The organism is Kitasatospora sp. NPDC087315 (assembly GCF_044744345.1).
Classification (GTDB): domain Bacteria; phylum Actinomycetota; class Actinomycetes; order Streptomycetales; family Streptomycetaceae; genus Kitasatospora.
In genome coordinates this window covers 434922-448062 of the sequence record NZ_JBIUYD010000001.1, presented here as the reverse complement: position 1 = coordinate 448062, position 13141 = coordinate 434922, and the positions used below count along the sequence as shown (strand labels likewise).

General features: G+C 74.7%; 11 protein-coding genes. 4 read left to right on the top strand and 7 right to left on the bottom strand.

The genetic code is table 11. From position 1 onward, the window contains the following. Positions 1 to 73 precede the first annotated feature (73 nt). Positions 74 to 796: a DUF4097 family beta strand repeat-containing protein gene (locus tag ACIO5D_RS02025; protein WP_400654923.1), complete on the top strand. Its 723-nt coding sequence runs from the start codon at positions 74 to 76 to the stop codon at positions 794 to 796. A 16-nt stretch (positions 797 to 812) separates the two neighbouring features. Here the strand turns inward: ACIO5D_RS02025 and ACIO5D_RS02020 are convergent, their stop codons facing one another. From ACIO5D_RS02020 to ACIO5D_RS01990, 7 genes are all read right to left on the bottom strand, one after another. Further along, on the bottom strand, positions 813 to 1811 hold the full coding sequence (locus tag ACIO5D_RS02020) for a BadF/BadG/BcrA/BcrD ATPase family protein (protein ID WP_400793621.1): 999 nt from the start codon (positions 1809 to 1811) through the stop codon (positions 813 to 815). 379 nt (positions 1812 to 2190) lie between these two features. Then, positions 2191 to 3207 (bottom strand): alcohol dehydrogenase AdhP, encoded by a 1017-nt coding sequence (gene adhP, locus ACIO5D_RS02015; protein WP_400793619.1) that lies wholly within the window; start codon positions 3205 to 3207, stop codon positions 2191 to 2193. A gap of 166 nt (positions 3208 to 3373) precedes the next feature. Continuing rightward, positions 3374 to 4312: a hypothetical protein gene (locus tag ACIO5D_RS02010; protein WP_400793617.1), complete on the bottom strand. Its 939-nt coding sequence runs from the start codon at positions 4310 to 4312 to the stop codon at positions 3374 to 3376. A 53-nt stretch (positions 4313 to 4365) separates the two neighbouring features. After that, a complete protein-coding gene (locus ACIO5D_RS02005) occupies positions 4366 to 4821 on the bottom strand; it encodes a hypothetical protein (protein WP_363610117.1) in 456 nt (151 codons plus the stop codon). 363 nt (positions 4822 to 5184) lie between these two features. Beyond that, positions 5185 to 5862 (bottom strand): response regulator transcription factor, encoded by a 678-nt coding sequence (locus ACIO5D_RS02000; RefSeq protein WP_363610119.1) that lies wholly within the window; start codon positions 5860 to 5862, stop codon positions 5185 to 5187. Next, positions 5859 to 7130, bottom strand: coding sequence for a histidine kinase (locus tag ACIO5D_RS01995; protein WP_363610121.1), 1272 nt, complete (start codon positions 7128 to 7130; stop codon positions 5859 to 5861). Before ACIO5D_RS01995 ends, ACIO5D_RS02000 begins: the two co-directional genes overlap by 4 nt. 151 nt (positions 7131 to 7281) lie before the next feature. Then, positions 7282 to 9471 carry an MMPL family transporter gene (locus ACIO5D_RS01990; protein WP_400654912.1) on the bottom strand — a complete coding sequence of 730 codons (2190 nt, stop codon included), beginning with the start codon at positions 9469 to 9471 and terminating at the stop codon, positions 7282 to 7284. 357 nt (positions 9472 to 9828) lie between these two features. Between ACIO5D_RS01990 and ACIO5D_RS01985 the strand changes: the two genes are divergently transcribed. From ACIO5D_RS01985 to ACIO5D_RS01975, 3 genes are all read left to right on the top strand, one after another. Then, positions 9829 to 10953: a DegT/DnrJ/EryC1/StrS aminotransferase family protein gene (locus ACIO5D_RS01985; RefSeq protein WP_363610125.1), complete on the top strand. Its 1125-nt coding sequence runs from the start codon at positions 9829 to 9831 to the stop codon at positions 10951 to 10953. A gap of 78 nt (positions 10954 to 11031) precedes the next feature. Then, the gene (locus tag ACIO5D_RS01980; RefSeq protein ID WP_363610127.1) at positions 11032 to 11979 is read left to right on the top strand and encodes an NAD-dependent epimerase/dehydratase family protein; all 948 of its coding nucleotides are present in this window, start codon (positions 11032 to 11034) and stop codon (positions 11977 to 11979) included. 14 nt (positions 11980 to 11993) lie between these two features. After that, complete coding sequence (locus tag ACIO5D_RS01975; protein ID WP_400654908.1) at positions 11994 to 13079, top strand: hypothetical protein; 1086 nt, start codon at positions 11994 to 11996, stop codon at positions 13077 to 13079. The last annotated feature ends 62 nt before the right edge of the window (positions 13080 to 13141 follow it).

Here is a 13141-nt window from a genome sequence, read left to right as displayed (position 1 = left end):
CCGGGATACCGTACTCGAACCGGCTCCACAGGGGGGCCTTCACCAGCGACTTTCTCAGATGTGGGGTAGAGGAATGCGCCAGCAGCGCCGCTACGTCGGAGCCCTCGTGCTCGCCGGGATCACCGTGGGCGGACTCAGCGCCTGTTCACCCGACAAGAACTTCAAGGACGACTCCGCGATCCCGGAGAAGATCACCTCCGTCCGGCTGGACAGCACCACCGGAAGCGTCACCCTGCACGGCCGGGCCGGAGCCGACACGGTCTCCGTCCACCGCTCGGTCGACTACTCCGGCGACAAGCCCGGCACCACCGTCACGGTGGAGAACGGCGCGCTGGTCCTGCACGGCTGCGGACGCCACTGCTCGGTCGGCTACACCGTGGAGCTCCCGGCCGGGCTGCCGATCAGCGGGCAGACCTCGAACGGGGCGATCAGCCTCTCCCAGGTCGGCCAGGTGAACGTGTCCACCACCAATGGCGGCATCACCCTGGACGGCGTGGCCGGCCCGGCCGAGGTGAGGACCACCAACGGCGCGATCAAGGGCACCGGGCTGAACGGCGACCACGTCCAGGCGGAGACCAGCAACGGCCGGATCGACCTCACCCCGGTCAGGGCCCAGGACGTGAAGGCGAAGACCTCCAACGGCGGCATCGCCCTCACCGTCCCGGCCGACGCCTACAAGGTCTCGGCCGACACCGACAACGGCAGCAAGAACATCGGTGTCGGCAACGACCCGAACGGCCGGTACCGGCTCGACCTCCGCACCTCCAACGGGGGCATCACCGTCCGGACCTCCTGACGGCCGGGCCGGGAGCTCACCCGGTCCAGGTCCGCACGTCCAGAAGTGGCGGGTCGAGCGGCCAGGGCGGGGCGGCGGCCGTGGCCGCGAGGCGGAGAGCGCCGAGCAGCGGCGGGCCGTCGGGCCGACGCGGGCGGGCGGCCGGCAGGACGGCTGCCAGGGTGGCCACGGCGGCCCCGCGAACCGATGGTAGGTTGAACAGGCCTCCGGTCAAAGCGATCTGAGGCTCCGTCAGCGCGGCGGCTCCGGCAGCAGCAGCCGCGCTGACGGCGATCTCCTCCCCCGCCCGCCGGACGATCCCGCCCGCGACCGCGCAGCCCGCCTCCGCCGCCATGGCGACCTCCGGGGCGAACGCGGCCAGCAGGGCGGCACGGTCCGGGCGCGGCTGGAGCGCGGCGGGCAGGCCGGTCACCGGGCCGTAGCGGCGTTCCGCCGACTCCAGCAGGGCCGGCGAGCCACCCGCACGGCCGTCGTACGCGCGCAGGGCCGCCTCCAGACCGGCCCGGCCGATCCAGGCGCCGCCGCCGCAGTCGCCGAGCAACTGCCCCCAGCCGTCGGCCCGTCGCCAGCCGGTGTCGGGGTGGAAGCCGATCGCCACCAGGCCGGTGCCCGCGGCCACGGCCACGCCCGGCCGCGCCCCGAGCGCGCCCGCGTAGGCGGAGATCGCGTCGCCGGCCAGGACCAGCCGGCCCGCTCCGGTGGCGCGGGCCAGCGGGGCGGGCAGCTTCGCCGCCAGGTCGCGGCCGAGCAGTGCCATCCCGGTGGCTCCGATGGCAACGGCACTGACGCACCCACCGGTTCGCCCGTCCGCTCGCCCGTCCGCTCGCACCGAGGCGGCCAGCGGGCCGAGGGCGGGGAGCAGCTGGCCGAGCAGGGCGTCCGCGTCGTGGCCGGCGCCGGAGATCCGGGCAGGGCTCGCGAGTTCGACGGTGCGCGCCCGGGACAGGTCGGCGGGCCAGGCGTCGGGGGCGAGGGCGAGCCGGATGCCGGAGCCTCCGACGTCAATGCCGATCACCCAGGAGCCTCCGGCGGCTTCGGCCTGGGCCGATGTCCGGTCCACAGCACCCCTCCCAGTGATGTTGCTCTTCCACATCCCGAGACTTCTGTGCGAGAAGCCTCGACATCCCGACGGGTGTCAACCTCAGGTGTGTCCGAAGTGTGCCATCACCGCCCCGGGAAGGAGACCGCGCCGTACACCGTGCCGCCGCCCTCACCACCCGGGCGCACGTGGACTTCTGCCGCGCCACCACCGCCGCCTGTCACGGCGCCGCGCCTGCCCAGGGGTCCGGGCGGCCGGCGGGGACACCGGCATCTGAGGTCCAGTCACCTCTGGGCAGACCGCCGCGCGGAGCCGGGAACGGCCCCGCGCGGCGCGGTGACGGCTTGGTGGCGGCTCAGGAGCGGAGGTCGAAGACCAGGCGGGCCGAGACCTTGCCGGCCAGCACCTCCTCGATGCAGGTGTTGACGTCGTCGAGTTTGCGGGTTTCGCGGATGACGCGGGTGCGGCCGAGGGCGTGCAGGCGGAAGACCTCGGCGAGGTCCTGGCGGGTGCCGACGATCGAGCCGGTCACCTTGGTGCCGTTCAGCACGGTCTCGAAGACGGGCAGTTCGAGCTTCCCTCCGGCGGGCAGGGCGACCAGCACCAGTGTGCCGCCGCGGCGCAGCGAGGCGTAGGCGGCCTGGAAGGAGGCGTTGCTCACCGCGAGCGCGATGGCCGCGTCGGCGCCGCCGAGTTTCTGGACTTCGGCCGCGATGTCCTGGGTGCGGGCGTCGAGGACGTGGTCGGCGCCGAGTTCCCGGGCGAGGGCGAGTTTGTCGTCGGTGATGTCGACGGCGATGGTCTCGGCGCCGAAGACGCGGGCGTACTGCAGGGCGAGGTGGCCGAGGCCGCCGATGCCCGAGACCAGGACGCGCGTGCCGGGGCGGGCGCCGGAGACCTTCAGCGCCTTGTAGGTGGTGACGCCCGCGCAGGTGAGCGGTGCGGCGTCCAGCGGGTCGATGCCGTCGGGGACGGGCACCACGTAGTCACCGTGGGCGAGCGCGTACTCGGCGTAGGCGCCGTCCACCGAGTAGCCGCTGTTGTGCTGGCCGAGGCAGAGCGTCTCCCAGCCCGAGACGCAGTGGTCGCAGCGCCCGCAGGCGTCGGCCAGCCAGGCGATCGCCACCCGCTCCCCCGCCTTGGTGTGGCGGACCTGCCCACCCACCGCCTCGACGATGCCGACACCCTCGTGGCCGGGCACGAACGGCGGACTGGGCTTGACGGGCCAGTCACCATGGGCGGCGTGGATGTCGGTGTGGCAGATCCCGGACGCCTCCAGGCGGACCAGCACCTGGTGCGGCGCGGGCGTCGGGACCGGGCGGTCCTCGATCACCAGCGGCTGGGCGAAGTCTTGGACGACGGCGGCCTTCATGGTCTCTGCCTTTCGAGCGGGAGGACTTGGGCTGTTTCCATCCCACGCCCACCGCGCCCGTCCCGTAAGGGCCGAAGAGGACCCACCCACCCGGGCCGATGGTCCCCGCCCGCCCTGACCAAGGTCGCCCCGGCCAAGGTCGCCCCCGGCCAGACCCCGGCCCGGGTCAGCCGGGGTGGAAGATCACCCGGACGTCGGCGTCGACGGGCAGGATCAGCACGTTGCCCTCGTTCCAGGTCCAGGTGTACGGAATGAGGAACATCCGGTTGTTCGACTGGGCCAGCAGACGCAGGCCGCGATAGCGGTAGTGGAAGCGCTGGGCCGGCCCCGGGTCCGGCAGTGCCCGCTCGTCCACGCCCTGCCACTGGAGGTAGAGACGCTCCGTGGTGTCGACGATCACGGCGGGGCGCAGGGCGAGGTTGCCGGCGAGGCGGTGCGCGTCGCTGGTGCCCTTCTCGTGGGCGTAGCCCCCGGCGGCCCAGAACGAGCAGAGCGCGATGATCGCGACGCTGATGCCGAGCGCCGCCCGCTCCCCGGGCAACGGGTAGGGGGCGCCGGCGCTCCGCACGGCCAGCACCCGGGCGAGGACGGCCAGCAGCAGGGCGCCGCCCAGCAGGAGCGGCGTGCCCATCGCGCCCGCGTCGATGGTCTGGAATCCGGCGAGGAAGCCGAGCACCAGGAGCGGAACGGCCAGGAGCCCGATGACGCGGCAGAAGCGGCGGACGGCCCGGGAGGCACCCGGGTCGTCGCGGACGGCGCTGGTCGCGAAGTGGTAGGCCAGCGCCGCGAGGAGGGCTCCGCAGAGGACGGCTCCCACCGGGAGGTAGAGCGCGGCGGAGCTGCGGAGCAGGTAGTCCTGGGTGGCGAAGCCGAGCGTCGCGGCGTCCACGCCGAAGAAGCTGTAGAGCGCGTCGGTGTAGGCGTAGCCGAAGAAGAGCAGCAGGGCGGTGACGAAGGTGGTGGGGGCGATCCACGAGGCGATCCGGCCGATCCAGCCGCTCCAGGTCTCCGGCCGCGCCGCCGGCGCCTCCTGCGGCGGCCCCTCCTGCGACGGGCTCCCCGGTGCGGAGGCCGCCGGTTCAGGGGCCGCCGGTTCGGGCGCCACCGGCTCCGGGCCGCCGGCCCCGGTGCCTCCGGGCGGCTCCTGCTCCGCAGGCCTCAGGGCGTGCTCGCAGACGCTGTTCCGCCACCGGGCGCCCCGGGCGTGGCCGGCGGGTAGGAGCTCCCGCCCCCGGGCGAGGCGGAGCCCGGGCTGCCGCTCTGGCCCTCCGACGCGCTCTCGACCACGACGTGGCCCGAGGCGGTGGCGTTCCGGCTGGAGCCGCCCACGGTCACGGTGAGGCAGATGACGCGTTCACTGCCGGCCGGTGGCCTCGGCCCCGGGAGCGTGAACGTGACCGTGGTGCTGCTGCCGCCGACCACGGTGACCGTCCGGCTTCGCGGACTCGCCGGCGCGGACCTGGTGTTCCCGGTGCAGTCGACGACCTGGCTGATCTCGGCGGTGAACGTGCTCCGGGACGAACTCTCCAGGAAGACGCGGACCGTCGGCCAGATGCCGCTGGCGCTCGCCGACACCTCGCCCGCGGCGTTGAACCCGCCCTGGTTCCCACCCACCGAGGTCCGGTTCTCCGAGGGCTGCCGCCCCCCGCCTTCCACGGGCGGCGAGGACTCGGGCTCGGCCGTTCCCGACGCCCCGGCCGATGCGGCCGGGGACGCGGGCCCGGCACCGCCGCCCCCGGAGCAGGCCGCGAGCGTCGAGACCACCAGTGCCGCCAGAAGCCACCGGACCGGTCCTCCTGCTGCGCCGCGCGGTGCGGTTCGCGGTGTTCCGGGCATGCGGTCCCCCATCCAGGGACGAGAAGAGCACGGGCGGGGCCGGTCGGTCCGCCCCGCCGCACGCTACCCGTTCGCACACGTTCCGTCTGTCCGCCGAGCGGGTGGCACGGCAGACCCCGGCAGCGGGGCCGGCGGCCCGGGTCAGGGCGTCGGCCGCCCACCGCGGACCAGGCCCGACTGGTAGGCGATGGCGACGAGTTGGGCCCGGTCGCGGGCGTCGAGCTTGGCCATGGCGCGGTGGACGTGGGTGCGGACGGTGAAGGGGCTGACGTACATCCGCTCGGCGATCTCCTCGTTGGTCAGGCCGGTGGCGGCCATGGCCATCACCTCGCGCTCGCGGGCGGTGAGGACGGACAGCCGCTCGGGTGTGCCGGTGGGGGCGGGGTCGGGCTGGGCCAGGAACTGGTCGATCACGGCCCGGGTGGCGGCGGGCGACAGCAGGGCCTCGCCCGCCGCCACCGTGCGCAGCGCCGCGAGCAGTTCCTTCGGGTCGGCGCCCTTGCCGAGGAAGCCGCCGGCGCCCGCCCGCAGGGCCTGGGCGACGTACTCGTCGATCTCGAAGGTGGTGAGGATGAGCACCCTCGTCCCGGTGAGCTCCTCGTCGCCGCAGATGGCGGCGGTCGCCGTCAGGCCGTCGACGCCGGGCATCCGGATGTCCATCAGGACGACGTCGGGCCGGGTGGCCCGGGCGAGTTCGACCGCCTCGCGGCCGTCGGCGGCCTCCCCGACCACCTCCATGTCCTCGGCCGCGTCGATCAGCACCCGGAACGCGCCGCGCAGCAGTGCCTGGTCGTCGGCGAGCAGTACGCGAATGGTCATGACTGGTCCTTGTCCTCTCGGGCGGCGGCGGTGCGCAGGGGCAGTTCGGCGGAGACCCGGAAGCCGCCGTCCGGGCGGCGGTCGGCGTGGAGCCGCCCGCCGACGGCGGAGGCCCGCTCGCGCATGCCGATCAGGCCGTAGCCGGTCGCGTCGGCCGCCGGGCCGGGGATCGCGGGCCAGGGGGTCGCGGATCGCGGGGCGGCGGGCCGGGGGCCCGGCGGGCGGGGCGCCCCCGGTCGCCGGACGGTGGACGCGCCGTTGGCGACGGTGAGGGCGACCCGGCTGCCGGAGTACGCGAGGGTCACGTCGGCGGTGGCACCGTGCGCGTGCTTGGCGACGTTGGTCAGGGACTCCTGGACGATCCGGTAGGCCGTCAGGTCGACCCCGGGGGACAGCGGACGCGGCTCGCCCTCGACGGCGAGCCGGACCGCGAGCCCGGCGCGCTCGAACGAGTTGATCAGGCGCGGGAGCTCGCCGAGCCCGGGGGCCGGCTCCAGCGGCGCCTGCGGGTCGTCGGCGCGGCGCAGCAGGCCGACGGTGGCCTTGAGCTCCTGGAGCGCCGAACCGGTGGCCTCGGTGAGGTGGCTGAGCACCTCGCGGGCCTGGGCGGGGTGGGTGTCCATCAGGTGGACGGCGATGCCGGCCTGGGCGTTGGCCAGGGCGATGTGGTGGGCGACCACGTCGTGCAGGTCGCGGGCGATCCGGATCCGCTCGTCGGCGACCCGTCGCTGGGCCTCCTCCTCGCGGGTGCGCTCGGCGCGCTCGGCGCGTTCCTCGATCGCGGCCAGGTGGGCGCGGCGGGTCCGGATCGCGTCACCGATGGCGCCGGGCAGCAGGACCCAGCTGATGACGCCGAGTTTGTCGCTCAGCGGCGCACCGGACTGGACGGCCAGGGCGGTGGTGCTGAGCAGCACGGCGGCGATCACCGTGGCGTTGCGCGCGGTGGACCGGTCGGTGCGCACGGCCAGGAAGTAGAGGGCCAGCACCACGGGGCCGACCAGGGCGGGGGTGAGCCGGAGGCCGGTCAGTGTGAGCAGGATGCCGAAGCCGAGGGTGACGGCGGTCACCGCGCGGGGGTAGCGGCGGTGGGCGAGCAGGGTGAGGCTGGACACGGCCGCGAGGACGACGGCCACCGGGTCGGGCGGGCCGTAGTGGCCGGCGCGGTCGACCATGGTGCTCACGCAGGTCAGCGCGGTCAGGACGATCACGGCCAGGGTGTCCAGCAGGCGGGGGTGGCGGCGCCGCACGCGCTGCCAGAGGTCGGTCATTCTCGTGCTCTCCGAATCCAGGGATGCCCTGGCGGCACCCTTGGCCGGGGTTCTGCCAGTACGGTCGCCGGCCGCCGCCGCGGGGCGGTGACCGGCAGGCCGGGGGCCGTCGGCGCGGTGGTCGACGGCCCCCGGACGGAAGGGGAACGATCTAGACGCCGACGGAGTGCCGAACCGGTTCCGGCCGGGGCGCCGGGGTCTGGAGCCGGGCGCCCTCGACATCGATGTCGGGCAGGATCCGGTCCAGGCTACGCGGCAGCCACCAGGCCCTGCGCCCGAGCAGTGCCAGGGCGGCCGGCACGATCGCCATCCGGACCACGAAGGCGTCGAAGGCGACGGCGGCGGCGAGGCCGAGACCCATCATCTTGATCATCGGCTCGTTCATCCCGATGAAGCCGGCGAAGACGCTGATCATGATGAACGCGGCGGCGGTGACGACCCGGGCGTTGTGCCGGAAGCCGGTGACCACGGCCTCGCCGGGTTCCTCGCCGTGGACGTAGGCCTCGCGGATCCGGGTGACCAGGAAGACCTCGTAGTCCATGGCCAGGCCGAACACCACGCCCACCATGAAGATCGGCATCATGCTCATCACCGGACCGGTCTGGTCGACTCCGATCAGCCCGGCCAGCCAGCCCCACTGGAAGACCGCGACGACCGCGCCGAGCGCGGCGGCCACCGACAGCAGGAAGCCGAGCGCCGCCTTGAGCGGGACGAGGACGGAGCGGAAGACCACCAGCAGCAGGACGACCGCCAGGCCGACGACGACGACGAGGTAGGGCACCAGCGCGTCGGTGAGCTTCTGGGAGACGTCGATGTTCATCGCGGTGGCACCGCTCACCAGAACGGTGGCGCCGGTGGCGGTCTTCAGGTCGGCCGCCTTGCCGCGGATGGCGTGGACCAGGTCCTTGGTCTCGGCGGCGGCCGGCCCGGTGGACGGCACGGCGGTGAGCACCGCGGTGTCACCGGTCCGGTTGAACATCGCGGGCGTGACCGAGACGACGCCCGGCAGACCGGAGACGGTCTTGGCGACCCGGTCGGCGGCGGCCTTGGGATCGGCCACCCCCTTGACGTCCACCAGGACGCTCAGCGGGCCGTTGAAGCCGGGGCCGAAACCGTCGGAGAGCAGGTCGTAGGCGCGCCGCTGGGTGGTGGAGGTCGGCTTGGACTCGTCGCCCGGCAGCCCCAGCCGCAGGTCGAGGGCGGGCGCGGCGAGAATGCCGAGGCCCAGCACGCCGCCCACCAGTACGGCCACCGGGCGGCGCAGCACGAAGCGGGCCCACCGGGCGCCACCGTTGGCCCGTTGCCGGACCGTGCCGCCGTTCCGTATCCGGCGGGGCAGGACGCGGCGGCCGAGGAAGCCGAGCAGGGCCGGCACCAGGGTCAGGGCGACCAGCACCGCGATCACGACCGTCCCGGCGGCGGCCATGCCCATCTTGGCGAGCACCGGGATGCCCACCACGGAGAGCCCGGCCAGCGCGATCACGACGGTGAGCCCGGCGAAGACCACGGCGGAGCCGGCCGTGCCGGCGGCCCGCGCGGCGGCCTCCCGGGGCTCGTGGCCCTCGGCGAGTTCGGCGCGGTAGCGGGACACGATGAAGACGGCGTAGTCGATGCCGACCGCGAGGCCGAGCATCATCGCCAGGGTGCTGGTGGTGCTGGAGAGGCCGAGCGTGCTGCCGAGCGCGGTGATCGCGGCGATGCCGAGGCCGACCCCGACCACCGCCGTCAGCAGCGGCAGTCCGGCGGCGGCGAGCGAGCCGAAGGTGATCAGCAGGACGAGGGCGGACAGCGCCATGCCGATGGCCTCGCTGCTGCCGCCCATCTCCGACTTGGGCAGCAGCGCGCTGCCGCCGATCTCGACCGTGAGGCCGGCGTCGCGGCCGTGCTGCGCGGCCTGTTCGAGGGCGTCCGTGGCGGCCGTCGACAGGGCGCCGGGCTTGGCGTCGTAGCCCACGGTCGCGTAGGCGGTGGAGCCGTCCTCGGAGACGGCGCCGGCCTGGAACGGGCTGACCGCGCCGGTGACCTGCTCACCGTGGGCGAGCTCGGCGACGGTCCGCTCGACCGCCTGCTGGTTCGCGGTGGCGGTGATCTTCTGCCCGGACGGTGCGACGAAGACCAGTCGGGCCGAGGCCCCGTCGGCCTTGGCGCCGGGGAAGCGCTCCTCCATGAGGTCGAAGGCCTTCTGCGCCTCCGTGCCCGGCATGGCGAAGCCGTCGTCGGGGGCGGCCGGCGCCTTGGCGGCCAGGACACCGGCGGTCGCCAGCAGCGCGACCCAGAGCAGGGTCACCAGGCGGCGCCGGAGAAAGGCCCATCGGCCCAGGCGGTACAGGAATGTGGCCACGGAAGAGCAGACTCCTTCGAAGGACGATCACAGTGCGCGCCGGGGCGCCCCCGGTGGCCTCGCGGCCCGGGTCGCCCGCAGCATGGCCATCCTCGGTCGGCCGGGGCCGTCGGGTCGTCCTCGCTCCGCAGACACTTTCCGTACTGCGCATGCAGTAGGAAGCGGTCCCGAACGGAGTACGGCGGGCCTCCCCCTACGGCGCCGCGCCCCCGGTCGCGTCACCCGGGCGGGCGGTGACGACGGGCCGTGGGCGGCCGGGCGAAGTAGCGTGATGTGCCTGGCCTGACCCTTTTGTCCGGTCCGTCCAGATCCGACCCTTTTCGATGATGTGCTCATCCCGCTGCCGGAGGTGGCCCAATGGGGGTTCCAGCCGCTCGCATCGTGTTCGACGAGAGCGACCGTACGGCCGTCGCGGACGCGGTGACGGAGATCCTCGCCACCGGCGCGCTGACGCTCGGCCCGTGGACCGAGCGTTTCGAGCAGGCGTTCGCCGCCGAACACGGCGCCTCGCACGCGGTCGCCGTGGCCAGCGGCACGGCGGCCCTGGAGGTGGTGCTGCGCACCGTCGGCGTCCGGGACCGCGACGTCGTCGTCCCGGCCGTCACCTTCTACGCGACCGCGGGCGCCGTCGTCCACGCGGGCGGCCGGCCCGTCCTCGCGGACGTGGACCCGGCGACCTTCGCGCTCAGCCCCGAAACCCTGGAGGCGGCCCTCACCCCGGACACCGCCGCCGTGGTGCTGGTGCACATCGGCGGGCTGATCACACCCGAGGCGGACGCCCTGCGCGCGGTCTGCGACCGCCGGGGCATCCCGCTGGTCGAGGACGCGGCCCACGCCCACGGCAGCAGCTACCAGGGTCGGCCCGCCGGGTCGTTCGGCCTGGCCGGCGCCTTCTCCTTCTACCCGACCAAGGTCGTCACCAGCGGCGAGGGCGGCATGATCCTCACCGAGTCGGCCGAGCTGCGCGACGAGGCGCGGATCTACCGCGACCAGGGCAAGGGCTCGTTCACCACCAACCACCACGTCCGCTTCGGCGCGTCCTGGCGGATGAGCGAGCTGAACGCGGCCGCCGGCGCGGTGCACCTGCGCCGGCTCAAGGAGTTCGTGGAGACCAGGCGCGCGGTGGCCCAGCGGTACGACGCGGCGCTCGCCGGGCTGGACGGTCTGCGGACGGTGGCCGAACCGGCCGGCTGCCGCGGCAACTACTACAAGTACGTGGCGCTGCTGCCGCACGGCGTCGAACGCGCCGCGTTCAAGCGGACGGTGGCCGAGGAGTACGGCGTCCGGCTCTCCGGCGAGGTGTACGACCTGCCGCTGCACCTGCAGCCCGTGTTCGCGCCCTACCGGACGGCGCCGCTACCGGTGGCGGAGGACCTCTGCGCGCGGCAGATCTGCCTGCCGGTGCACTCCGACATGACCGCGGACGAGACCGACCAGGTGATCGAGGCGGTCTCGGCCGTCCACCGCCGGTTCGCGGGATGACCCCCGGGCGGCCGGTCCCCGGCAGGCCCGGGACCGGCCGCCCGCACCGACCGAAGAGACCGGACTAGGAGAGAGAACGTGCGCGTAGCCGTCACCGGGGGATGCGGATTCATCGGCTCACACGTCGTGGACCGGCTGCTGTCGGCCGGGCACGAGGTGCTCGCGGTGGACGCCACCGACAAGTACCTCAACCCCGACGCCGAGCACTCCCGTATCGACGTCCTCGACCTGCCCGCCCTGACCACCGCCCTCGACGGCAGCGAGGTGGTCTTCCACCTCGCCGCGATGGCCGACGTCGAACAGGTCTCCGCCGACCCGGTCCGGGCCGTGCGGACCAACATCGACGGCACCGCGACCGTCCTGGAGGCGGCCCGGCGCAGCGGCCTCAGCCGGACCGTACTGGCCAGCACCGTCTGGGTGTACGGCGCCGCGCTCGCCGGGGAGGGGCCGGAGGGCGAGGAGCAGGAGGTGGACGAGCACGTCCCGGTCGAGCTGGAGCGCAGCGGGCACCTGTACGTCGCCACCAAGCTCGCCGCCGAGATGCTGGTGCACAGCTACCGGGAGCTGTACGGGCGGCACTTCACCATCCTGCGCTACGGCATCCCGTACGGCCCGCGGATGCGCGACGAGCTGGTGGTGGCCCGGTTCGTGCAGGCGGCCCTGGCCGGGCGGCCGATCACCATCGCGGGCGACGGCCGGCAGAGCCGCAACTTCGTCTACGTGGAGGACCTCGCGGACGCCCACGTCCGCGCCCTCTCCCCCGCCGCCGAGGACCAGACCTTCGCGCTGGAGGGCTCGGCCGCGGTCTCCGTCCGGGACATCGCCGACACCGTCGACCGGTTGCTCGGACCGGTCACCATCTCGCACATCGAGGCGCGCGCCGCCGACTACGCCGGGCGCCGCATCTCGTCCGCCCAGGCGAAGCGGCTGCTCGGCTGGTCACCGCGGACCAACTTCGCCGACGGGGTGCGGCGGTACGCGGACTGGTACCGGGACGCCACCGGCGCCGGGCCCGACCCGTCCTGAGCCGGGGCTCCGCCGTGCCACACGCCCTGCTGGTCTCCGGTTCGCTCGGCCAGGGGCACGACGTGATGGCCCAGGCGTGCGCGGACTCGCTGCGGGCCCGGGGCTGGACGACGTCCACGGTCGACGCGATGGCGCTGCTCGGGCAGCGCGCGGGCGCGGCCGGGGAGGCGGTCTTCCGGCGGCTGCTCGACCTGCCAGGGGTGTACGACGCCCTCCACTTCTCGGCGCTGCGGCCGGGCGCGCGGCTCGCGCTGCTGGCCGACGCGGCGGCGCGGGCCCGGCTGGTGCCGGCCCTGCGGGAGCTGGTCGCGCGGCAGCGCCCGGAGCTGGTGGTGTCGGTGTTCGCGACCGCGAGCTCGGCGGTGAACCGGTTGCCGGGGCGGGGGTTCCGGCATCTGGTGCTCTGCACGGACGTGACGCCGCACCGGCTCTGGGTGCAGGACGGCACCGACCTGTTCCTGGTCACCTCCGAGGTCGCCGCGTGCGCGGTGCGGCGCTACCGGCCGGACGCGGCGATCGCCGTACTGCCGGCACCGCTGCGCGCGCCGTTCTACCGCCCGCCCGGGCGGGCGGCGGCGCGGGCCGGGCTGGGCGTGCCGGCGGACGCCCGGTGCGTGCTGCTGATGTCCGGCTCCTGGGGCCTCGGCCCGCTCGCCCGCACGGCGGCCGCTCTCGCCGACGCCGGGCCGCACGTGCTGGCCGTGGCCGGACGCAACCGGGAGCTGGAGCGCCGGCTGCGCCGGGCCGCCGACGGCCGCCCCCGTCTGCACCCGTTCGGGTACACCGACCGGATCCCCGCCCTGATGGCCGCCGCCGACCTGGTGGTGACCAGCTCCGGCGACACCTGCAGCGAGGCCCGCGCACTGGGTCGGCGCCTGCTGCTGCTGGACGTCGTCCAGGGCCACGGCCGCGACAACCTGCAGCACGAACTGGAGCTGGGCCACGCCGACGTCACCTCCGCCCGCCCCGCCGAGGTCGTCCGGAGCGCCCTCGCCGCCCTGGCCCGCCCCGCCCCGGCCCCGTCACCCGGCGCCTCCCCCGAGGCCTGGCGGACGGGCTTCGCGGCGGCCCTGGGACGGGTGGGCCTGGCGGCGGAGTAGCGGGGGACGCCCGGTCCGGCACCGCTTGCGACAGCGGTGCCGGACCGGACCGGGAACACAGG

Coding starts and splice junctions, on each gene's coding strand:
- ACIO5D_RS02025 (WP_400654923.1), top strand. CDS start 74: ATGCGCCAGCAGCGCCGCTACGTCGGAGCCCTCGTGCTCGCCGGGATC.
- adhP (WP_400793619.1), bottom strand. CDS start 3,207: ATGAAGGCCGCCGTCGTCCAAGACTTCGCCCAGCCGCTGGTGATCGAG.
- ACIO5D_RS02000 (WP_363610119.1), bottom strand. CDS start 5,862: ATGACCATTCGCGTACTGCTCGCCGACGACCAGGCACTGCTGCGCGGC.
- ACIO5D_RS01995 (WP_363610121.1), bottom strand. CDS start 7,130: ATGACCGACCTCTGGCAGCGCGTGCGGCGCCGCCACCCCCGCCTGCTG.
- ACIO5D_RS01985 (WP_363610125.1), top strand. CDS start 9,829: ATGGGGGTTCCAGCCGCTCGCATCGTGTTCGACGAGAGCGACCGTACG.